A 20662-nucleotide genomic window follows, 5' to 3' on the forward strand; every position below is an offset into this window, starting at 1 on the left:
GCGCAGCGGCGAGCGTGGGTAGGTACACCTCAGCGCTCGCGTCCGCGCTGCCATGAGCGACTCAACCACCCACACCCCCCACGCGCGCCGCCTGAGCGTCGCCGCGCTGGTGTTCGTGCTCAGCCTGGCGCTGGATCAGTGGTCCAAGCAGTGGGCTGTCACCAGCTTGCGCGAGCAGCCGGCCAAGCCCGTGATCGACGGCGCGCTGGTGTTCGACTACGCGTTCAACACGGGCTCTGCGTTTGGCATGTTCGCGGATCACCCAGCCGCGAGGACCTTCTTCATCGTCACGACCGTGCTCGCGCTGGCGTACATGGCCGCGCTCACGTGGCGGCTGCCGGGGAGTCTGACCTCACCCCGCGTGGCCTACGGCGGCACCCTTGGTTTGACGCTGATGGCCAGCGGCGCGCTCGGCAACCTGATCGACCGGCTGCTCCGGCTCGACACAGTCCGCGTCAGGTTTGGCGACCACCTCCCATTTTGGCTGATCACGGAGCACCCCACCGAGCTGGCCCAGGCGCTGCTGCGCCCGCGAAACTACGTCGATGTCCCGCGCCACGGCGTGGTCGACTTCATCGTCGTCTACTACTGGCCCACCCGCCGCTGGCCGACCTTCAACATCGCCGACGTGTGCCTCGTCATCGGCGTGGCCCTGTTCTTGATTTATCTGGCCCGCCAACCCCGCTCGCGCGACACGCCTGGCCTCGAGCTTCCTAGCGCGTGAGCCCGCGCATCCGCCCGCGAGATTCCCCACCCCACGCGCATCCCCGCGGACCCGACACCCGATGGCTGTAGCGGGTTAATGCAGCTAACCTCCGCGCTCCATGAGCCCGGACAAGCCCCAGCCCCCGGAGCCCTCGCGAAACAGCCGCCTGCTCGTCGTCGCGATTGTGTTCGCCGTCGCCATCGGTTTGGATCTGTGGTCCAAGGCCTGGGCGTGGGAGCACCTCAAGGACGGCCCGTCCGTCGAGGTGATCGAGCACTTCTTCTACTTGAAGTTTGGGTTCAACACCGGCTCCGCGTTCAGCTTCTTGCGTGACGAGTCTTGGGCTCGCTACTTCTTCATCACGGTCACCTTCCTGGCGCTCGGCTACATGGGTTGGTTGGCCTGGAAGATGCCCACCTCGCGCGTGTACGGGTTCATCGCGGTCGGGCTGATCGCTGCGGGGGCCGCCGGCAACCTGCATGACCGGTTCGTGCGGGTCATGCCCGTGTGGATGAACGGCGAGTTCGTCGAGCGCCATGGCGTCATCGACTTCTTGCAGTTCTACTACCCGTGGAAGCAAGACAGCTACTGGCCGATCTTCAACGTCGCCGACACGGCGCTGGTGTGCGGCGTCGCGCTGCTGTTGATCTTCCTGCACTACCACGGCGCCGAGGGCGAGCTAGCTGACGCCAAGGACGGCGCGCCGGCCAAGGCGGACGGGGCCGCGGCCGAAGACGAAGACGAAGAAGAGGATGAGAAGAGCGAAGCGGCCGAGAGCGAAGAGGACGAGGGCGAGCTGGCCACGCCGGCACCCGCCTAGAGTGCTCGGCGGGCGGCCCGGCTCGGCGGGCGGGCTCAGCTCAGCTCAGCTCGCCGTTCTTGGCCTTCTGCAGCCACATCCGCGCCTCTTTCTCGATGATCTCGAGCGCCTTGCCGCGAAACGGGCGGAACAGCATCGGCACGTCGAGCTCGAGCTCGAGCTTCTTGGCCTTGACCGTCATCACGCCCGCGAGGCGCTTGCCGAGCACGGTGAAGCCCAGCTCGACCCGCGACTCGTTGACCCACTTGTAGCTGTACTCGTACTCGGCGAAGCGTTCTTTGTAGGCGAGCGCGGCCTTGTCGGCGGCGAGCTTGGCGAGGGCGAAGTCGAGGTCGTGCGGGATGTCGTGTGTCACGGGGCCGAGAGTCTAGGCGCCCCGATCCGCGGTCGCAAACGGCCTGTCCTTGCCCCTGGTGCCGTCTGTGTGGGTCGGCCCAGGTGCGCATGGCTCTGCTCACTGGCGCTTCACTCGTTGGGGTCGTCGTCGTCCGCGCTGACCTCTTCGGTCTTGCCCGCGAGCGCGTCGATGAAGCCCTTGGTGTAGCTGAAGGCGCTCCACACCGACAACACCGCCGACACGTACAGCAGCAGCATCCCGATCTCATAGAAGCGCAGCCACCCGCCCCACGGCGCGAGATACGGGAAGTAGATCAGCACGCAGGCGATCCCGATCACCTGAAAGCTGGTCTTGGCCTTGCCGCCAGCCCCGGCGGTGATCTCGATGCCTTCGTTGATCGCGATGGTTCGGAGCCCCGAGATGTAAAATTCACGACCCAGCAGGACCGCGATCAGCCACGGCGGCATTCGGCCCTCGGCGCACAGATAGACCAGCAGCGCCATGACCATGATCTTGTCGGCGAGCGGGTCGGCGAACTTTCCGAAGAAGGTCACCAATCCGCGTCGGCGCGCCAGCCAGCCATCGAGCACGTCGAGGCCGCCGGCGATCAGGAACAGCGCCATCGCCACCACGCCCTTGAACGGGTCGGTCTTGTCGACCAGCATCAAGATCGGCGGGATCATCAGGATCCGCCCAATCGTGATCATGTTGGGGAGGTTGAGGATCTCGCGCTTGAAGCCCTCGAGCCGGGGCCGTCGCCGGGTCCGGCCCGACTTGCGCTGTGGGTTGGCGCCGCTCAATCGGGCTCCCTGACCCAATCCGAGACGCGACCAGGCTCCTCGACCTCGACCAAGTCGGCGTCGCTGAGCTCGAGTGTGTCATCGCGGCGGCCGGTGCCCCTCGAGCGCCCACCCGGGAGCGCCACGAACACCGCGCCCTCGCCCTCGCAGCGCAGAAACGGGCTGCGCCGCTCGGCGGCGGGGACAACGTTGCCGACCCAACCGACGAACCCGCTGGCGTGGACGCGATGCGGCCGCTCGGGCGAGACCTTGACCGCGACCAGCTCACCCGACACCCGCAGCGCGACCATGCCCTCGCCGGCCACCCGAACCAGCGAGATGCCCTTGGTGTCGCGCGAGCCCGGCAGCATGCCAACATCCCACATCAAGGTGGCATCGAGCGCCCACAACAGCGGCTCGACAAAGAAGCACAGATCCCGCTCGAGTCGGAGCGGATAGAAGCGCTCGTTCTCCCGCGAGATGATCAGATAGCCTTCGCCCTCGAGCGAAGCCAAGCGTCGAAACACATCTGGGACGGCGCGACCCTGCATCCGCCGATTGAGCGGGCGGATCTCCAGGTTCTCGCTGCAGACCAGCAGCGAGTCCGTTCGCGTCATGGTCTCACCGGTGACGTTGACGAGCAGGTGACCATCACGCGTGAGCGAGAGCGTGCCCGTTCCCGGCTCCGGCGTCAGCAGGCGGCTGAACGCAAAGCTGGTCACGCCGGGGATGTCGGTGGTCGTCACGAGGCCAGAAGCTAACCCGAGGGCCGGTGCGTGGGCAACGCGGCCCTCTCGGCGGCGCGCGGTCAGGCCGAAGCGGGAGCGGGAGCTCGCCCGTGCGGCCGGTCGGTCATGTGACGGGCTCGGGGCGGAGGGTCTGGGGCGAGGCTGACACCGTTCGACACCACCCATTGTCAGCTGCGACGGGCCAGCTCGACCGAGCCCTCGCGCCTCATACGTACGTACGATAAAGCCAAGATCGCGCGTCCTGGGTATAGAATCCTATCGTGGGCGTCGATTCACTCCGCATTGAGCGCGTTCTTCGAAGTCTCGTTGCGGCGTCAGAAGGCAACTACAGCGTCCGTATCCCGCTCGAGGATGTGGACGACGAGTTTCTCGAGATGGAGGTCGGCATCAACTTCCTGCTCGAAGAGCTGCTCGTTCGGCGCAAGGAGAACGAGGCCCAGCGCGAAGAGATCATCGCAGGCGCCAAGCAGATCGCCGCCCAGTCCGCCGCGCTCGTCGCCGCGCTCTCGACCCCGATCATCGTGGTCTGGCCGGGCGTGCTCGCGCTCCCGCTGATCGGCCCCATTGACTCCGAGCGGGCGAGCCACATCAGCGCCACGCTGCTCGCCCGCGTGACCGCAGAGCGAGCCACCCACGTCATCCTCGATCTCACGGGCGTCGATCGGGTCGAGACCCAGACCTTGACGGCGCTGCTGCGAATGATCCGGTCCCTGCGTCTCATCGGCGCTGCGTGCTTCGTCACCGGGATCAGTGCTCGGGGCGCCCGCCAGATCGTCGAGCTTGGCGTCGAGGCCGCCCACTTCAGGTCCCTGAGCCGGGTCTCGGACGCGCTCGCGTTGGTGCTGGCCGAGAAAACGGTCAAGCGAGGCGACACCAGGCATTTCACCGCGCCCCCCTAATCACCACACCAAGACGAGAGCACCATGCCGTTAGAATTCGAAGATGCCGTCAGCCCCAGCGGTGTTCCCTACCTCTGTATCCACGCGTCTGGCCAAGTCTCGCTAGCGGACGGTCATGCGTTCGCCGCCTTGATCGCGCCGGGCGCCCGCCACCACCGCGGGCTGGTGCTCTCGCGGGTCGCCAAAGGCACCGAATACTCGCCCGAGGTCCGCAAGTTCTTTCCGACCGTTCACGAAGACTTCACGGCCGTCGCGGCGATCGTGACCAGCCCGATCGTTCGCGCGGCGATCAACCTGATGCTGCGCTTCGCCAATTCCAGCGGCGCCGTGCTGCGCATGTTCACGAGCGAGACCGAGGCGATGGCGTGGCTAGAGAGCCACGTCAGCGCCTGAATGGGCCCCCAAGGGCGCGCTGATCAGATTGTCCAGATTGTCCAGATTGTCCAGATCCGGGCGTCACAGCTTGCGGGCCGCATACACGACCCCGAGGCACATCTCGTCGTAGGTGCCGTCGCCCCACCCAATGGTCTCGGGCTGCTTGGGCTCGCCGTTGATCATGGGCTGGTTGGCCTCGGTGTTGTCGTAGTAGCAGTCGAGCTGCATGGAGTCGCCTGCCCCGAAGCTGCGCGGCTGCTGGTGCATGTAGTCACCCTGCCAATTGAAGTCCCAGTCGTCGATCTGCAGCAGGCAGTCCTCGCCGCCCTCGCTGGGCAAGATCGACAATTTCGCGTGGGTGCCGATCAAGTGCATGTGCAGCGCGCTGCGCCAGATGTCGATCTCTTCGGCCGGGCCAACGCCGAGCACGGCAAGCGTGTACGCGAAGAAGTCACCCTCCCGTGGCAGCGTGGCGGCGTGGTGAACGTTGGCGTCACCGGCTGGGATCGTCATGGGCGAGATCCCAAATGGCCACCTGTAGTCGGTGACCGGCACGAAGGTGCCAGGCCGCTCGACCGTGTCGGTGATCTGAAAGCCCAGCGTGGTTTGATCTGGACCCAGCTGCTGCCCGATCGTGCTGTAGTGGACCTGGACGATCAGCCACGAGCCAGGCTCGACCTTGATCCCCGTGCCCTCTGGGGCCCGCCACGCGTCCATCCCAGGCACCCAGTCACCGAGCCAGCGCGCGGTCCAGTCGAGCTTGCCGGGGCCACCAAAGCACTCGTAGCCAGGCCCGGGCTCGGCGTCGTCGAGGTCGTGGTAGAAGCTGGCCTGCTCCGCGTCGGCGACGAAGCTGATCACGTGGTGAACCAGCTCGAGCTGGTCCGGGTACACGACCTGCCCGGTCACATACACCGGCTCGGTCAGATCCTCGGGCCACGGCACCATGAAGCAGCGATAGTCATCGGGCGTCGCGGTTGGGGTGTAGACCTCGGGGATCTGCAGGGTGAAGTCGGACACGAACGGCTCTGGCGGCGTCGGATCGGGCGTCGCGTTGGCGGCGTCCCCCTCCGGGTACCCGGCGTCGATCCACGCCAACAGCACCTCGCGGGCCTCGACAGGCAGGCTGCGATCCCCCTCGAAGCTGTTGCAGTCCGGGTTGGGCGGCCACGGCGGCATGCTCAGATCCCCGATCGACGGCGGCAAGATCGGCGCGAGCTCCTGAACTTGCGCCCAAGTCTCGAGCGCGAACGGACCAATGCCCCCTTCGAGGTGGCACGTGACGCAATACTGGTCGAGGATCGGCTTGGCGTCGCTCCAGTAGCTCAGCGCCGCGCTTGGATCGCCGTCGCCGTCGCCCGTGGTTGGATCGCCGTCGCCGTCGCCCGTGGTCGGATCGCCGTCGCCGGTCGTCGTGTCGGGATCGCCAAGCTCGTCGCCGCCGCCGCCATCCCCACACGCGGGCAGCGCCACGAGTGACAGCCCGAGCAACGTCACAAACAGGGGTGCCTTGGTCGACATGACCCGTGATACCAGGCACTCGGGCGCGCGTATATGACTCGCGCCGGCCACCGACCGAAAACCAGTCTTGGCCGCCAGTGACTACAAGATGTTGCGGGCCGGCCCGCGGCGGAGCTCGCCGCCGCCGAGCTGGGACTGACGCTCGTACGCGTAGTAGCGACGCAGCACGCCTTTGACGTAGGCCCGGGTCTCTACATAGGGCGGCACCCCGTTGTACTTCACGACCGCGCCCGCGCCGGCGTTGTAGCCGGCCGCGACCAGCACCATGTCACCGTTGAAGCGGTTGGCTAGCAGCCGCAGCAGCTTGCAGCCGCCGTAGATGTTCTGACGCGGATCAAAGGGCTGCGGGACCCCAAGGAACTTGGCGGTGCCCGGCATCAGCTGCATCAGGCCCATGGCGCCAGCCCGGCTCACCGCGTTGGGGTTGTAGCGGCTCTCGGTGTGGATGACCGCGCGCACGAACGACTCGGGGAGCTGGTAGCGACGGGCCGCGCCGCGGATGTACGCGTCGTAGCGGTGGGCCTTCTCGCTGTCGAGCGCGAGGTTCGCAGCGCCCGCGCTGCCTGGTCCGCGGGGGATCTCGGCGAGGTTCGTGCGGTTGGCGGCGATGCTCTTGTAGAGCTTCCAGTCGCCGTTCTTGCCGCGCGGGCGGTTGGTGATGTGGAGGACGCCGTCCTCGTCGGTGTACTTGAAGTAGTTGTTGCTGTTGGGGTTGGGCTTGCCCGCGTCGACCTGCGCGGGACTCGCGAGCAGGACGACGGCGCCCAAGCTGAGGCCCGCCGCGGCCAAGCGCCAACACCGGCCCGCGGATGAGCGTGTACCGATCGCCCTCAAACAGCTTCGCGCGCGCATCCACGCCACTCTAACAGCACCGCCGCCGCTCGCCGAACAAACAGCCCTACACCGGACTGGGACAAACCGATATTGTCTGGCCCCACGGGCATCCTCGCACTCCAGGGATGCCCCCTCCCCCCGAGCCCGTGTCGAACGCGCCCCACGTCCATCACACCGACACGCTGGTGCTCGGCAGCGGCCTCGCGGGCTTGTACTTCGCGCTGCAGGTCGCCGATCGCCGCAGCGTCACGATCTTGACCAAGCACCGGCGCGAGTCGTCGAACACCCGCTGGGCCCAAGGCGGGATCTCGGCGGTGTTCTCGCCCGAGGACAGCCTCGATGCCCACGTCGCCGACACCCTGGCCGTTGGGGCGGGGCTGTGTCGCGAGGCCATGGTCCGGCGGGCCGTCGAGCACGGGCCAGGGATCGTGGTCAGGCTCGCCGAACAATTTGGCGTGCAGTTCGATCGCTCGGGCAACGACCCAAGCTCGCCCTTCGAGCTTGGCCGCGAGGGCGGCCACTCCAGCCGCCGCGTGGTCCACCACCGCGACATGACCGGCGCCGAGATCGAGCGGGCGCTGATCGAGGCCGTCGAGCGCCACCCCAACATCCAGATCCTCGAGCACCACGACGTCATCGATCTGCTCAGCTTCGCCCACCTCGAAGCCGGCTCGCAGGATCGTGGCTGCTTCGGCTGCTACGCCCTGGACATCGTCAACGACCGGGTGCTCGCGTTTGTCTCGCCGGTGACCGTGCTCGCAACCGGCGGCGCGGGCAAGGTCTACCGCTACACCTCCAACCCCCACATCGCGACGGGCGACGGGATCGCAATGGCGTACCGCATTGGCGCCGAGGTCGGAAACCTCGAGTTCATGCAGTTCCACCCGACGATCCTGTTCCACCCCGACGCCAAGAGCTTCCTGATCTCAGAGGCGCTGCGCGGCGAGGGCGGGATCCTGCGCACGATCGGCGGCCAGGATCTCATGCAGTCGCGGCATCCAATGGGCAGCCTGGCACCGCGCGACGTGGTCGCCCGAGAGATCGACGCCGAGCTCAAGCGCAGCGGGGCCAACAACGTGCTGCTGGACATGACGCACCTCGATCACGACTTCATCGTCGATCGATTCCCGGCGATCCATGCCCGCTGCACTGCGCTGGGCATCGACATGCGCAAGGTCCCGATCCCGGTGGTACCCGCCGCGCACTACACCTGCGGCGGCGTGGTCGTGGATCCCTGGGGCCGCACCGCGATCCCCGGGCTCCTGGCGATCGGCGAGGTCGCGATGAGCGGGATGCACGGCGCCTGCCGCCTCGCGAGCAACTCGCTGCTCGAGGCCGTGGTGCTCGCCGCGGGCGCCGCCGAGGTCTGCGACGAGTTCGGCGTCACCCCACCGCGCAAAGTAGAAGCGTGGAACGAGGGCGACGCCGTCGACTCGGGCGAGGCCGTGATGGTCACCGCCAACTGGGAAGAGGTGCGCGCGCTGATGTGGAACTACGTCGGCATTGTCCGCTCCGACAAGCGCCTGGCCCGGGCCCGACGTCGGCTCGAGATCCTTCATCAAGAGATCCGCGAGTACTACTGGCACTACCGGCTCACGCGCGACGTGCTCGAGCTGCGCTCGATCGCCCTCGTCGGCTACCTCATGGTCGAGAGCGCCTCGCGGCGGCGAGAGAGCCGTGGCCTGCACTACACTCTGGACTACCCGCAGACCGACCCCGGCCAAGCTCGGGAGACGATCTTCACCCGCCAAGACGGACCATGAACCTGCTCACGCGATCTTCTTTGCTCGCGGTCGCCCTGCTGATGGCTGGCGCGACCGCTTGCGCCGCCGGTGCCAAGCGCAACCCCGAGGGCCTGCGCGACGCCTACGCGGCCGCGCTGCGAGCCGACGACCCCGACGCCGCCTACGCCCTGCTCGCCCCCGACGTCCAAGCCCGGACCGACCCCGCCAAATTCCGCGAGCGCTGGGCCAAGAACAACAAGCAGCACAAGGCTGCGCTCGCGGCCCTCAATTCCATCGACGAAGACCGCGAGACGCCCGTGTTGACCGGCACGACCACCCACGAAGGGGGCGTGTTGCTGCACTGGACCCACACCAGCGTCGGCTTCTTGGTCGTCGATGGGCTGCCCGGGATCCCCGACACCTCGACCCCCGCCGCGACCGCGCGGGCCCTGATCGCCGCGCTGCGAGCGGTCTCGACCGTCCAGCTCGAGCGCGTGCTCGCAACCGAGCTGCTCGAGCTGCTTGGTGAAGACTGGACCGCGCGCGCCGACGCGATCGAGGCCGCGCTCGAGGAGCCGGGATCGATCAGCTACTCGGCCGACAACGCCCGCGCGGTGCTGCGCTACGCAGCCGGCGCGATCACCTTCGAGCAAACCTCGCAGGGCTGGCGCGTGTCCGAGATCCGCTAAAGACGCGTCGGCGCCCGCGCGAACGGATGAACCTCGCCTCTCGAGGGGCTGACCTGAGCCGCGGTCCCCGCCTACCGATCGGTCAGAAATACATATTCGCCCTCGTCAAGCGCCGCGAAAGTCCCCAGCCTCACGGCCTGCGCTCGCCCGCCGTCTGGACACTATCCCCGCCTCCGAGCTAATATCTGCCGGATTTCCTAAGACATCCGCGGCGCAAAGGTCGTCCAGAACAACGTTTGTGCCGTGGACGAGCGCACTACAGGATGTTTGAGCAAATCGGGGCTGTCGGGGCGATCATGCCTCATTTGCGCGCAAAGGCGCGGCTTGCGCAGCCTTGCCAGCACGGGATCCAAAGGACGCGATGATCGACACCGAGAACTTCGAGATTGGTATGACCGCGGTCTACCCGGCCCACGGCGTCGCGGACGTGGTGGGGCTCGAGACCAAGCACGTCGGGGGGCAGGCGCTGCGCTTCTACCACCTGCAGGTCCGCGGGAGCGGCCTCAAGATCATCGTTCCAATCGACAAGGCCGGTGAAAACGGCATGCGACCGCTCGCCGGCCCCGACGAGATCGACAAGATGTTCGAGCTGCTGCGCGACCACGATGTCCCAGCGGACCGGCAGACCTGGAACCGGCGCTATCGCAACTTCATGGAGAAGATCCGGACCGGATCGCTCCACGAGGTCGCCGAGGTCTACCGCGATCTGTCCCTGCTTCGCTCACAAAAGACCCTGTCGCACGGCGAGCGCGAGATGCTGCGGACAGCCCGCGATCTCCTCGTTGGTGAGCTCGCGGTCGCCCGCGAGACCCCCGAGGACGAGGTTGCCGAACAGCTCGATTCCATGTTTAAGAACTGAGCCGCGCTGGTTTCAGCTCGGGTTTCAACTCAGGCGAGGCTTCTCGCCCGCTTGCGAGCGCTGGGCTCCCAGCTGAACCAGCCGTCCACCCACGCCACCGCTGGCCGGCGCGACCCGCCGCCCAGTCGACCAGAGGGCCAAGATCATCGAAATCCAATTGTCCAACGATCCCTGGGAGCAGGTCGACGTCGACGCGTTCGTGTGCCCGGTCAACTCCGACTGCGAGTACACCACCTACCCGGCGTCACGCATCAAGGAGCTGTCCGGGCTCCCGCTCGAGCAGCTGCTGCGTCCTCACACGCCGCTGGCGATCGGCGCGGCGTTCGTGACCGAGGGCGGCAAGCTGCGCGCCCGCAACCTGATCCACGTCCCCAACACCAACAAGGCCGGTGAGCAGGTCCAGGTAGAGGACATCGCGCGGGCGACCGCCGCGGTGATCGTGACGTGCGAGCTCAAGGGCTACAACAGCGTCGCGGTCCCGCTCATGGGCGCGTTCGATACGGGGATCCCGGCCGAGGAAGCCGCCCGGGCGATCCACAGCGAGTTCCGCAGCCATCGCGGCGAACGGCCGGTCCGCGTGTTGTTCGTGGCCCGCAACTCCGACGAGATTGACGTGTTCGAGATGGCGATCGAAGGCCTGTCGTAGGAGCATCCCTCGCATGGCCCCGGCCTACCTCGTACTGGCCGCGATCGCGGTCCTCGGCCTCGCGCTGGGTTGGCGGCTGACGCCAGCACCCGGTCCGCGCCCCCGCGCAGAAGGTCTCGCGCGACTGCTGCAGCTGGGCATCGCCATGACCGGGCTCCTGGTCGTCTCGATGCTGCTCGTGCCGTGGTTCGTTGGGCTCGGTCAGATCAGCTGCACGCCAGAGTCCGAGCGCGCGGGCGCCTGCATCCTCGGCTTGCAGGACCAGGCGCTGTTTGGCGCGTGCGCGTTCACTTGCATGGTTGGGGCAGGCTTCGCGTTCATCTTGCGGACGGGCATCCTGGACTTTCCCGCGCGCGCCCCGATCGAAGCGGCCCAGCGCGAAGGTGGCGTTGGGGACATGGACACGATGACCAACCTTCGGGCTGGGATGCGAAAGCCGGCGCCCGAGCCCGCGGTGGTCTCGAAGCCCGAGCCCGAGCAAGCGCCCGAGCCCGAGCAAGCAGCCAAGCCCGAGCAAGCAGACGAGCCTGAGGCCGCGCAAGCAGACGAGCCCGAGCCCGCGCAAGCGCCCGAGCCCGAGCAAGCAGCCAAGCCCGAGCAAGCAGACGAGCCCGCGCCCGCGCAAGCAGACGAGCCCGCGCAAGCAGACGAGCCCGAGGCGACCAGTCATCGTCGCCTCGAGGGGCCGGTGTTCCGCGCCTTCGTCGATGATGAAGTCGTCGATCTCCAAGTTGCGATCGAGACAGCGGCGAAGCGGCTGCGGAGCGAGCGGGTCGCGGTGGTGTTCTCGCGGGGCGCGAGCAAGGACGCCAACGAGGCGCTGCTCGAGCTCGCGGAGGCATTTGGTGCGCACCGCTACGTGCTCGAGGGCACGGCGGCCGCGACCGAGGGGATCCCCACCGACCAAGAGCCCGACCCCCACGCCGCCGACGAAGTCGCGGGCCCCAACGCTCGCCACGCGGGCCAGCTCGCCTTGGATCTCGCGGGCGAGTTCATTCAGACCGTGTTCTTGCTCGACACCCGAGTCGCGTTCCCGGAGTTCGTGCTCGGCAAGCTCGCGCGCATGCAGTCGGTCTGCATCGCGCACGCGCACGACGAGGTCAGCGCGGCCTGCCAGATCGTGCTGCCCGGCACCAACCCGGGTGAGCGTCAGGGCGAGCTGGTCGACAGCGACGGCGGCACCAACACCCGGCAACCCCGAGAGTCGTTGGTCGTGCAGATCGTAGAGGCTCTGCGCGCGCTGGATCAGTCGTGATGGGCGCGCGAGGCTCGACCGCGTGGGTCCCACGCGCGCCGCTCGTGTGTGCGCTGATGGTCTTGCTCGCGCTGCTGTCCGGCTTGGGCTGCGCGGCCAACACGGCCGACGACGCCGAGGGGCCCCTGTGGTCCGACCCTGGCGTGGTCCGTCTCAGCCCAACGCGGGCGGGCGTGGTCGTGCAGATCCACAATCGCACGGGCACCGTGCGACCGGTCGGCAACTTCGCGCTCGCCGGTGACGACTGGGACGCGCTGCGCTTCGTCGACGACTCCCTGCCCCGCACGATCCCCGCCTACGACTCGGTCCTCGTCGAGCTCGCGCTGTCACCGGCCACGTTTCGGCTCGAGCCCGGGGTCTACCGCTCGGGCCAGGCCTCGTTGACCTTCAGCTCGGATAGCTTTGCCTACGCGACCCCGATCGAGTTCGTTGGCACCGAAGCCGATCGCCCGCGCCTGGGCACCGTCGTGGCCGCGGCCCTGGGCTTGGCTGGCCTGGCCCTGGCGTTCGGCTTGGGTCCGCTGCGCACGGGTCCATCGCCCGCGCGCGGCTCCAATCGCAGCGACGGCGCGCGCGGCCTGGGCTTCGCGATCGCAGCTGCGTTCGCCTCTGCCCTGCTGCTCGCCGCCACCATCCCGATCGGCCTGGGTCTGTGTCGCGGCCGGCTGCTCGATCTCGTTGGACCGCGCGAGCTCGAGCAGTGCCGCGAGAGCCTCGGCGGCGTCGAGCTGCTCGCGCTGCCCGGCACGCCCGGCATCTGGTGGTGGCTGGTCGCGCTCGCGCTGTTCACCGCCACGATCACGATCGTCAAAGCCCGCATCCCCGGCGCCGCGCCGACCGACCCAGCCCCGGCGCTCGCGCTCGCCGCCCTGCGCCTGCTCGGCTTCGCCCTGCTGCTCGCCGCCCTCGTCTGCGGCCTCGCGCCTGCCAGCGCCTCGCCCACCGACCTGGTCTTGGCCCAAGCAAAGTTCGTCGAGCTGGCCGGCCTCGAGGTCCCCCGCTGGGGCATCGTCGCCCAGCCGCTCGGCTTCGCCCTTGGCTTTGCCCTGCTGGTTCAATCGCTCCCCACCAAGTCCACGCCCGCAGCCCACGCCGTCGTCGCAACCCTCGAGCGCCTCAACGCCCTGCTGTGGGCCAGCCTGCTCGTGACGCTGTACCTCGGCGGCCCCACGATCCCCGCGCTCACCGAGCGCCCCGTCCCGCTGCTCGCCCACGCGCCCGAGCTCGCCGTCGAGCTGCTGAGCTTCATCGCCAAGGCCGCGGCCGTCCTCTACCTCGCGACCCGGCTTCAGACCCAAGGCCAAGACCCAAGCCAAGACCAAAGCCAGCGGGTCTCGAGCTTGGCGCGCTGGATCATCCCGCTCGCGCTCCTCAACCTCGCGACGATCCTCATCTGGCGACTCATCTAGAGCGCCAAATAGAGCGTCAAAAGAGGAAACAGCCACCGTCCCCTCCGGTTGAGTTCAACCCCTACATGAAGTAGGTGGGTGGCACGATAATCGCTTCGGGCTTCTCGCCGAACGAGCCTGCACTCCCACGAACAGAGGCGGCACCCTGGTTGAAAAAATGTAGGTAGAACTTTCGCGTCTGGGGACGAATGGCTGCGAGAACATTTATACCACGTAGCCACGATCGGCCACGTCTCAAATGCATGGTCAGCTCGAAATCAGTCGCGAAATTATCTTCAGCTCGGGCGAGGGCTTCTCGCCCGCTTGCGCAGTCACGGCGCTGGCCACACCAACGGCGGGGCCAGCGGCAGCGCTACCAGTCTTCACCCGCGCGAAGCACCGCGATGACCTCGCGGATACGCCGACGCACCCGATCCTTGCCGCAGATCTGTAGAGTCTCGAACAACCCCGGACTCGCGGTGCGCCCAGTGACAGCGAGTCGCAACAGCGTGAACAGCTCGCGTGCTTTCCACTGGTGTCGCTCGCAAAATTCGCGCGAGAATGCTTCGAGCCCTTCGCCGGTAAAGCCGCGCGCGCGGGCGTCGAGCTCGATGTCCTCGAGGTAGCGCTCGAGGATCCCGGTGACGTCGGCCCTGCTGCGCTTCTTGATCCGAAACTTCGGCAACACTGGCGCGAGGTCGACGCTGCCGCCGAAGAAAAAGCTGACATAGGGGATCAAGTCGTCGAGCAGATCAATCCGCTGCTGCGCGACCGTGAGCATGGCCTTGATCCGATCCTCGGACAGCACGGTCGCCATCACCCTCGCGTGGAGCTCGTCGATCGACAGCGCCCGAATGTCATCGGCATTGAACGCGGCGAGCTTGGCCTGATCGAACACCGGCCCGCCGGTGCTGACCTTGGACCAGTCGAACACCTCGGTCATCTCGGCGACGCTGAAGCGCTCCTTGTCGTCACCAAACGAGAAGCCCAGGGTGCCCAAGAAATTGAGCAGGGTCTCTGGCAGGTAGCCAAGGTCGCGGTAGTAGTCGATCGAGACCGGGTTCTTGCGCTTCGAGAGCTTGGACTTGTCGGGGTTGCGCAGCAGCCCGATGTGGTACCAGCGCGGCGGCTCCCAGCCGAACATCTCGTAGAGCACGACGTGCTTGGGCGTGCTCGAGATCCACTCTTCGCCGCGGATCACGTGGGTGATGCCCATGTCGTGATCGTCGACGACGTTGGCGAGGTGGTAGGTGGGAAACCCGTCGGACTTGACGATGACCTGGTCGTCGCTCTCTGCGTTGGCCCGGTGGATGCTGCCGCGCAGGCCGTCGACCACCACGGTCTCGCCGACCGTCGGCATCTTCATGCGGACCACGTGGGTCTCGCCAGCCTCGGCCCGGGCCTGCGACTGCGCTGGGTCGAGCTCCCGACAGTGGCGGTCGTAACCATAGTGGGCCGCCTTACTGGCCCGCTGCTGCTCGCGCAGCTCATCGAGGCGGGCCTTGGTACAAAAGCAGCGGTAGGCCGCGCCCTTGTCGAGCAGCACCTGCGCCTGACGTTTGTACAGGTCCAGGCGCTCGGACTGGCGGTACGGCGCGTGCGGTCCGCCCACGTCTGGGCCCTCGTCCCAGGTCAGCCCCAGCCACTGCAGCGCCGAGATGATCGCCTGCTCCGAGCTGAGCGACGAGCGGACCCGATCGGTGTCCTCGATGCGCAAGATGAACGTCCCGCCGTGCTTGCGGGCGAACACGTAGTTGAACAGCCCGATGTAGGCGGTCCCGACGTGCGGGTCGCCGGTTGGGCTTGGGGCGATCCGTACCCGCGGCGGCATCCGCCCTGGATCTTGCTGATTCGCGGTTTGCTCGGGGATCTGCGGGCCATCACTCGTCATGGTGCCGAGTCCCTACCACACAGCCAGCGCTGCAAGTACACTCGGGGCGCGTGAGTGACGTCAGCAGCCACATTTATCAAGCCGTCCGGGAGGTGATCACCCGGCGCAGTTACGACCGGGCTGTGGCGGCCACCGCCCTCGCCGAGCGGCTGCTCCACAACGAGGGCACGATCGTTCGCCAGGACGACGAGATCCTCGTCGGGACCCGACCGATGTCAAAGGACCGCGAGTTGCTCACTCGCATGTCGCAGTCGACCGGCCTCGGCTTCGCCGTCTACGCGGGCAACCGCCGGATCGCGGTGGCCACGGTGCTCGACGCCGGCACCCCACCCGAGCTCAACGAGTTCGCCCACGGCGATCTCGTCGATCGCGTGCTCCGCCGCCGCGAGGTCTACAAGGGCATCGTGGAGTACCGTGAGCGCGAGTACCTGACGGTCTGCCGTCCGCTCCACGCCTCTGGTGGTCAAGACTTCGCGCCAGTCGGCATGATCGAGGCGTTTCAAGACAAAGAGGCGTACTTCGATCTGCTCGCGGCCGCGGCCCGCAGCGGCGTGGAAGACCAGGTCGCCGATGTCGAAGAGCGCGCCGACGGCATGGAGTCGATCATCCACTTCATCGACGACGTCGCCCGGCGCCTGCAGCTGCTGGCGCTCAACGGCAACATCATCGCCGCCCAGGCAGGTGAGCACGGTCGCGCCTTTCGGGTCGTGTGTCGTGAGCTCGGGAGCCTCGCCGACCAGGCCAAGAACACCGGCCAAGATGTCCGCAAGCTCATCCAGTCGATGGGGCTCGAGCGCAACGACGCGGCCTACATGAACCGGCTCGACGAGACCGCGGGTCCAGCGACGACACCCGACGCCGACCCGACCAGCGCCAGCTCCGGGCCTCGGCCTGGAAAGTCGTGACCCCCACATAGCCACGGGGTCCGGCCCGCCCAAAGGGGATCTGAACGCATTTCCCGTGTTCATGGGCCGGGCGCAGGAAATCTCGCCTACCGATCGAGCGCAGGTTCCGCGACGGCTTCACGTGAGCGTCGAGTCACAGATCCACAAAGCCGCGATGGGACTAACAAATGTTCCGGGCTCAGCTGTACAGCAGCAGCGCCGGGGAGCTAGAAAATCCATTTGCCTGACGGAAAATCGGATCCTGTCGCGCGATCTCCCACCCCCGCGGCCAGCTCCATACAATCCCAAAATACTGTTTGTTTTCAATGAGTTGGGTCTAGTTCAGGTGTCATCTGTCCCGGCCATGCAACGCGAATTCGTCAAGATTTCAGACCTTTATGGCTTGTATGCGAGGATCTGGCCGTGATAGGGGACCTCTGAAGGCCCTCAGAGGGAGTTTTCACTGATGGACCAGATCTTCGAGAGCCACTTTGGTGGATCGAGTAACAACTCGAATGGCGGGGAGACCGATGGGTACTGCCCCAAGTGTCGGGCAGATACTTCACACATCATCCTCGAGAGCTATGGTGAGGAGGTTCGCCGCGTGCAGTGCGCAGTCTGCGGCGACATCCACGCCTTCAAGAAGCCTCGCGGGACTGGAGAGGACGCAGAGCCCGTGTCCGTGACCCGACGACGCAAACTCGAGAAACTCGACTGGCTGCAAGGCATCCAGAACTACGACCGCACGACCGCGGTCCGCTACAACCCCAAGACCGCGCTGGTGCTGCATCAGCTGCTGGTTCACCCGAGCTTCGGGGTTGGGTTTGTCAGCGAGGTTCTGGGTGACAACAAGGTCGAGCTGACCTTCCGCAACAACGTCAACCGCGTGATTGTCCACGGTCGTGGCATCAACGAGGAGGAGTTGCGGGGCGACCTAGTCGAGGAGCAAGAGCTCCGCAACCTGCTCAAGCTCGAGATGGGGCCGACCCCGGAAGAGATCGCCGCCGAGCGCGAGCGACGGCTCGCCGAGGAAGAGGCCGAGAAGAAGCGGCAGGCCGAAGAGCGTCGGCTCGCAGCCGAGCGCGCCCGCCAAGAGGCGGAAGAGCGCCGCGAGGCAGAGCAGCGCGCCCGCGAGGCCGAGCGCGAGCTCAAGCGCAAAGAACGTGAGGCCGAGCGCAAGCGCAAGGAGGAGGAGCGCCTGCGACTTCGTGCCGAAAAGGAAGCTGCCCGACTCGCGGCCAAGAAGGCCCGCGAGGAAGAGCAGGAGCGCAAGCGCCTCGAGCGGGCCCGCGCCGCAGCCGAGAAAAAGGCCGAGCGCGAGCGCGCCCGGGCCGAGAAGGCCGCCAAGCGCGAAGAAGAGAAGCAGCGCCGCGAGGCCGAGAAGCGCGAGCGCGAAGAGGAGCGCGAGCGCAAGCTGGCCGAGCGCGAAGAGCAGCGCCTGCTGAAGGAAAAAGAGCGCGACCGCAAGAAGAAGGAAGCGGACAAGCTCAAGAAGCAGCGCGAGGCCGAGCGCGAGCGCCAGCGCAAGCTCAAAGAGAAAGAAAAAGAGAAGAAGGCCAAAGAGAAAGAGCGGCTCAAGAAGCTCAAAGAGGCCGAGCGCGAGCGCGAGCAGGCCAAAAAAGAGAAAGAGCGGCTCAAGAAGGCCAAAGAGGCCGCCGCCGAGAAGGCCAAGAAGGACAAAGAGCGGATCGCCAAGGCGAAAGAAGCCGCCGCCGAGAAGGCCAAGAAAGACGCCGAGCGCAAGAAGAAGGCCGCCGAGAAGGCCAAGAAAGACGCCGAGCGCAAGAAGAAGGCCGCCGCCAAGAAGAAGGCCGAAGCCGCCAAGAAGAAGAAGGCCGCCGCCAAGCTGCGCGAGGCCGAGAAGAAGAAGAAGGCCGCCGCCAAGAAGAAGGCTGACGCCGCCAAGAAAAAGGCCGCCGCCGCCAAGAAAAAGGCCGAGGCTGCCGAGAAGAAGGCCAAGACCAAGGCCAAGAAGGCCAAGGCCAAGCCCGCCAAGGCCAAGAAGGCGAAGCCCGTCAAGAAGGCCAAGCCCGCCAAGAAGACCAAGTCGAAGGCAGCCGCCAAGAAGAAGGCCACCAAGAAGACCAAGTCGAAGGCCGCCGCCAAGAAGAAGGCCACCAAGACGAAGGCCAAGGCCAAGCCCGCCAAGACCAAGTCGAAGGCCGCTGCCAAGAAGAAGGCGACTGCCAAGAAGACCAAGTCGAAGGCTGCCAAGCCCAAGGCCGCCGCCAAGAAGAAGGCCACCAAGACGAAGGCCAAGGCCAAGCCCGCCAAGACCAAGTCGAAGGCCGCTGCCAAGAAGAAGGCGACTGCCAAGAAGACCAAGTCGAAGGCTGCCAAGCCCAAGGCCGCCGCCAAGAAGAAGGCCACCAAGACGAAGGCCAAGGCCAAGCCCGCCAAGAAGAAGGCCACCAGCAAGGCCAAGGCCAAGCCCGCCAAGAAGAAGGCCACCAAGACGAAGGCCGCCAGCAAGTCAAAGGCCAAGCCCAAGACCAAGCCGGCCAAGTCGAAGAAGAAAAAGAAGTAGGCCAACGATTCGCTGGCAGCGCACGGGCGGGGACGATGTCTCCGCCCGTTCTCGTTTTCGTGTCAGCCGGCAGCGGCGCCAAACCCGAGCGTGCGCGCGGCCCAGAACCCGGCCCACACACACAGCACCCCGCCAACGAGGTGGGTGCCGATCTGGGTGGCGAGCACGCCCCATCGCTGGTGCCCGACCAGATCGACCGAGAGCAACGCGAACGCGCTGTAGGTCGTGAACCCGCCCAACAGGCCGCCGAGCACGATGTTGCGCCAATGGCTGGTGGTGATCACCGCCGCCGCAAACCCGATCAACAGGCACCCGATCAGGTTGACGACGAGCACGCCCGCGTAGGGCAGCCGCTCGACGAGCGCCTGCTCGATGCGCCCCGACAGCAGCACGCGCAGGGTCGCCCCGGTGCCGCCGGCCACGAACACCGCGGCGAGCTGCGCGAGGGTTCCGATGCTGGGGCTGTCTTCACTCACGTCTCGAATTCATACCGCGCCTGGGGTCGTTCGGGCGCAGGACGGTCCAAAGTCGCAGCTTTCTTGGGACTGGACCCGAGCTTGGCGCAGGATCGACGAGCATGGCACGCGACCGAGACGACGCGGCGGCAGCTCCGCGACAAAAGCGCGCACGCCCGGCGACGAAGGGCACGCTCGCCAACCACCTCGCCGGCCGGGTGGATCCGCTGACCAGCGCGATCTTGGTGTTCCCGCTGTTCATCATCTACCAGCTCGGGATCCTGCTCAGCCGCGGGCTCAACGGCGTCGACTTCGTGACGGCCTCGCTCGTGCAGCTGTGCGAGCGCGACCTCGGCAACTACCTCGTGGTCCTCAGCAGCATGCTGGTCGCCTACGCGGCGATCTTGTTGCTGCTGCGCCAGCGCGACACCTTTGATCCGAAGGCCTTCGTGCCGGTCCTGGCCGAGTCAGCCTTCTACGCCCTGTCGATGGGGTCGATCATCTTGTTCGTGATGCACCGCTTCGTCGAGCTGATGCCGGGGCTGAGCACCAGCGGCGAGCTCTCGGCTGCGCTGGCGACGGGACTTTCGTTCGTGGATGTCGTGGTGATCTCGGCGGGCGCGGGACTGCACGAGGAGCTGATCTTTCGACTGATCGGCGTGGGCGGACTGTCGTGGCTGCTCGCGGGGGCGATGCCCGAGAAGCAGGCCTGGGTGACGGCGTTGGTGATCTCTTCGCTCAGCTTCTCGCTGGCCCATCACCTTGGGCCGAATGGGGAGCCGTTCGTGTTCGCGGCGTTTGTGTATCGCACGCTGGCGGGGGTGTTCTTTGCGCTCGTGTATCAAGTCCGGGGACTCGCGGTTGCGGTTTGGACGCATGCGCTTTATGACATCTATGTGCTTGGGTATGTGGGGATCTAGTCTCGGGGACCGATGCTGCTAGGTGGATGAGACTGTGGATGAGGCCGGGGTTGTGACGGCGGGCAGCCCGGCGGGCTCCGAGGGTCCCTCGGAGCGAAACCACTCACCGCGGGCATGTGCCCGGTCGGTCTTCTGGTAGTACGAGTGACCGGCACCGCTTCGATTGGGTCTAATACGCCGTGAATTTTCGCTCCGAGGGACCCTCGGAGCCCTGGTTGCCGGGCCGTCGTTTTGCGACCGATGGCGCCGCCGCGATCCGAGCACAATGCACCTCTGACGATCGGTGCGACCGTGAGGCCGGGGTTGTGACGGCGGGCAGCCCGGCGGGCTCCGAGGGTCCCTCGGAGCGAAACCACTCACCGCGGGCATGTGCCCGGTCGGTCTTCTGGTAGTCCGAGTGACCG

General features: G+C 66.8%; 20 protein-coding genes and 1 other RNA gene. 13 read left to right on the forward strand and 8 right to left on the reverse strand.

The features are described from left to right. The first annotated feature begins 52 nt into the window (after positions 1-52). Both DB30_RS15260 and lspA read left to right on the forward strand, forming a co-directional pair. A complete protein-coding gene (locus tag DB30_RS15260; RefSeq protein WP_052549468.1) occupies positions 53-724 on the forward strand; it encodes a signal peptidase II in 672 nt (223 codons plus the stop codon). A 100-nt stretch (positions 725-824) separates the two neighbouring features. Then, on the forward strand, positions 825-1526 hold the full coding sequence (lspA, locus tag DB30_RS15265; RefSeq protein ID WP_052549470.1) for a signal peptidase II: 702 nt from the start codon (positions 825-827) through the stop codon (positions 1524-1526). A gap of 40 nt (positions 1527-1566) precedes the next feature. Here the strand turns inward: lspA and DB30_RS15270 are convergent, their stop codons facing one another. The 3 genes from DB30_RS15270 to DB30_RS15280 all read right to left on the reverse strand — a co-directional run bounded on the left by DB30_RS15270 (position 1567) and on the right by DB30_RS15280 (position 3388). Continuing rightward, complete coding sequence (locus DB30_RS15270) at positions 1567-1881, reverse strand: polyhydroxyalkanoic acid system family protein (RefSeq protein WP_052549472.1); 315 nt, start codon at positions 1879-1881, stop codon at positions 1567-1569. A 110-nt stretch (positions 1882-1991) separates the two neighbouring features. Beyond that, entirely contained in the window at positions 1992-2663 is a 672-nt protein-coding gene (pgsA, locus tag DB30_RS15275; protein WP_146659035.1) for a CDP-diacylglycerol--glycerol-3-phosphate 3-phosphatidyltransferase, read from the reverse strand. Continuing rightward, entirely contained in the window at positions 2660-3388 is a 729-nt protein-coding gene (locus tag DB30_RS15280) for a hypothetical protein (protein ID WP_052549474.1), read from the reverse strand. Before DB30_RS15280 ends, pgsA begins: the two co-directional genes overlap by 4 nt. 356 nt (positions 3389-3744) lie before the next feature. On the opposite strand from DB30_RS15280, the gene DB30_RS15285 reads away from it, so the two are divergent. Both DB30_RS15285 and DB30_RS15290 read left to right on the forward strand, forming a co-directional pair. Further along, entirely contained in the window at positions 3745-4290 is a 546-nt protein-coding gene (locus tag DB30_RS15285; RefSeq protein WP_052549476.1) for an STAS domain-containing protein, read from the forward strand. A gap of 24 nt (positions 4291-4314) precedes the next feature. Further along, positions 4315-4683 carry a SpoIIAA family protein gene (locus tag DB30_RS15290; RefSeq protein ID WP_146659039.1) on the forward strand — a complete coding sequence of 123 codons (369 nt, stop codon included), beginning with the start codon at positions 4315-4317 and terminating at the stop codon, positions 4681-4683. Between the two features lie 63 nt (positions 4684-4746). On the opposite strand, the gene DB30_RS15295 is transcribed toward DB30_RS15290, so the two are convergent. Together DB30_RS15295 and DB30_RS15300 are read right to left on the reverse strand one after the other, a co-directional pair. Next, complete coding sequence (locus DB30_RS15295; RefSeq protein WP_052549481.1) at positions 4747-6186, reverse strand: monooxygenase; 1440 nt, start codon at positions 6184-6186, stop codon at positions 4747-4749. Positions 6187-6267: 81 nt separating this feature from the next. Further along, the gene (locus tag DB30_RS15300; RefSeq protein WP_052549484.1) at positions 6268-6975 is read right to left on the reverse strand and encodes a lytic transglycosylase domain-containing protein; all 708 of its coding nucleotides are present in this window, start codon (positions 6973-6975) and stop codon (positions 6268-6270) included. 170 nt (positions 6976-7145) lie between these two features. Here DB30_RS15300 and nadB point away from each other — a divergent pair, with 170 nt between their 5' ends. From nadB to DB30_RS15330, 6 genes are all read left to right on the forward strand, one after another. Next, positions 7146-8783 (forward strand): L-aspartate oxidase, encoded by a 1638-nt coding sequence (nadB, locus tag DB30_RS15305; protein WP_052549487.1) that lies wholly within the window; start codon positions 7146-7148, stop codon positions 8781-8783. Next, the gene (locus DB30_RS15310) at positions 8780-9433 is read left to right on the forward strand and encodes a hypothetical protein (RefSeq protein ID WP_052549489.1); all 654 of its coding nucleotides are present in this window, start codon (positions 8780-8782) and stop codon (positions 9431-9433) included. Before nadB ends, DB30_RS15310 begins: the two co-directional genes overlap by 4 nt. Before the next feature lie 361 nt (positions 9434-9794). Next, on the forward strand, positions 9795-10292 hold the full coding sequence (locus tag DB30_RS15315) for a CarD family transcriptional regulator (RefSeq protein ID WP_052549491.1): 498 nt from the start codon (positions 9795-9797) through the stop codon (positions 10290-10292). Positions 10293-10449: 157 nt separating this feature from the next. Next, positions 10450-10938 (forward strand): macro domain-containing protein, encoded by a 489-nt coding sequence (locus tag DB30_RS15320; RefSeq protein ID WP_052549493.1) that lies wholly within the window; start codon positions 10450-10452, stop codon positions 10936-10938. 13 nt (positions 10939-10951) lie between these two features. Continuing rightward, positions 10952-12193: a hypothetical protein gene (locus DB30_RS15325; RefSeq protein ID WP_052549494.1), complete on the forward strand. Its 1242-nt coding sequence runs from the start codon at positions 10952-10954 to the stop codon at positions 12191-12193. Further along, positions 12190-13602, forward strand: coding sequence for a hypothetical protein (locus tag DB30_RS15330; protein WP_146659045.1), 1413 nt, complete (start codon positions 12190-12192; stop codon positions 13600-13602). The genes DB30_RS15325 and DB30_RS15330 overlap by 4 nt, the downstream gene beginning before the upstream one ends. A gap of 26 nt (positions 13603-13628) precedes the next feature. Here the strand turns inward: DB30_RS15330 and ssrS are convergent. Further along, positions 13629-13799: non-coding RNA, 6S RNA (gene ssrS, locus DB30_RS15335), on the reverse strand. Between the two features lie 155 nt (positions 13800-13954). Further along, entirely contained in the window at positions 13955-15472 is a 1518-nt protein-coding gene (gltX, locus tag DB30_RS15340) for a glutamate--tRNA ligase (protein WP_240480240.1), read from the reverse strand. A gap of 50 nt (positions 15473-15522) precedes the next feature. Between gltX and DB30_RS15345 the strand changes: the two genes are divergently transcribed. Further along, positions 15523-16377, forward strand: coding sequence for a methyl-accepting chemotaxis protein (locus DB30_RS15345; protein WP_146659047.1), 855 nt, complete (start codon positions 15523-15525; stop codon positions 16375-16377). 445 nt (positions 16378-16822) lie between these two features. Beyond that, positions 16823-18883 (forward strand): hypothetical protein, encoded by a 2061-nt coding sequence (locus DB30_RS15350; RefSeq protein WP_052549500.1) that lies wholly within the window; start codon positions 16823-16825, stop codon positions 18881-18883. Positions 18884-18945: 62 nt separating this feature from the next. Here the strand turns inward: DB30_RS15350 and DB30_RS15355 are convergent, their stop codons facing one another. Then, positions 18946-19359, reverse strand: a complete 414-nt coding sequence (locus DB30_RS15355) for a fluoride efflux transporter FluC (RefSeq protein WP_052549503.1) — start codon at positions 19357-19359, stop codon at positions 18946-18948. 101 nt (positions 19360-19460) lie between these two features. On the opposite strand from DB30_RS15355, the gene DB30_RS15360 reads away from it, so the two are divergent. Beyond that, positions 19461-20258, forward strand: coding sequence for a CPBP family intramembrane glutamic endopeptidase (locus DB30_RS15360; protein ID WP_052549505.1), 798 nt, complete (start codon positions 19461-19463; stop codon positions 20256-20258). Positions 20259-20662: the final 404 nt, after the last annotated feature.

The sequence above is a fragment of the Enhygromyxa salina genome (assembly GCF_000737335.2).
GTDB lineage: Bacteria > Myxococcota_A > Polyangia > Nannocystales > Nannocystaceae > Plesiocystis > Plesiocystis salina_C.

Bases quoted from the DNA above. Each gene is read 5' to 3' on its own strand.
- DB30_RS15260 (WP_052549468.1), top strand. From the start codon at position 53: ATGAGCGACTCAACCACCCACACCCCCCACGCGCGCCGCCTGAGCGTC.
- lspA (WP_052549470.1), top strand. From the start codon at position 825: ATGAGCCCGGACAAGCCCCAGCCCCCGGAGCCCTCGCGAAACAGCCGC.
- DB30_RS15290 (WP_146659039.1), top strand. From the start codon at position 4,315: ATGCCGTTAGAATTCGAAGATGCCGTCAGCCCCAGCGGTGTTCCCTAC.
- DB30_RS15295 (WP_052549481.1), bottom strand. From the start codon at position 6,186: ATGTCGACCAAGGCACCCCTGTTTGTGACGTTGCTCGGGCTGTCACTC.
- nadB (WP_052549487.1), top strand. From the start codon at position 7,146: ATGCCCCCTCCCCCCGAGCCCGTGTCGAACGCGCCCCACGTCCATCAC.
- DB30_RS15310 (WP_052549489.1), top strand. From the start codon at position 8,780: ATGAACCTGCTCACGCGATCTTCTTTGCTCGCGGTCGCCCTGCTGATG.
- DB30_RS15315 (WP_052549491.1), top strand. From the start codon at position 9,795: ATGATCGACACCGAGAACTTCGAGATTGGTATGACCGCGGTCTACCCG.
- DB30_RS15325 (WP_052549494.1), top strand. From the start codon at position 10,952: ATGGCCCCGGCCTACCTCGTACTGGCCGCGATCGCGGTCCTCGGCCTC.
- gltX (WP_240480240.1), bottom strand. From the start codon at position 15,472: ATGACGAGTGATGGCCCGCAGATCCCCGAGCAAACCGCGAATCAGCAA.
- DB30_RS15350 (WP_052549500.1), top strand. From the start codon at position 16,823: ATGGACCAGATCTTCGAGAGCCACTTTGGTGGATCGAGTAACAACTCG.
- DB30_RS15360 (WP_052549505.1), top strand. From the start codon at position 19,461: ATGGCACGCGACCGAGACGACGCGGCGGCAGCTCCGCGACAAAAGCGC.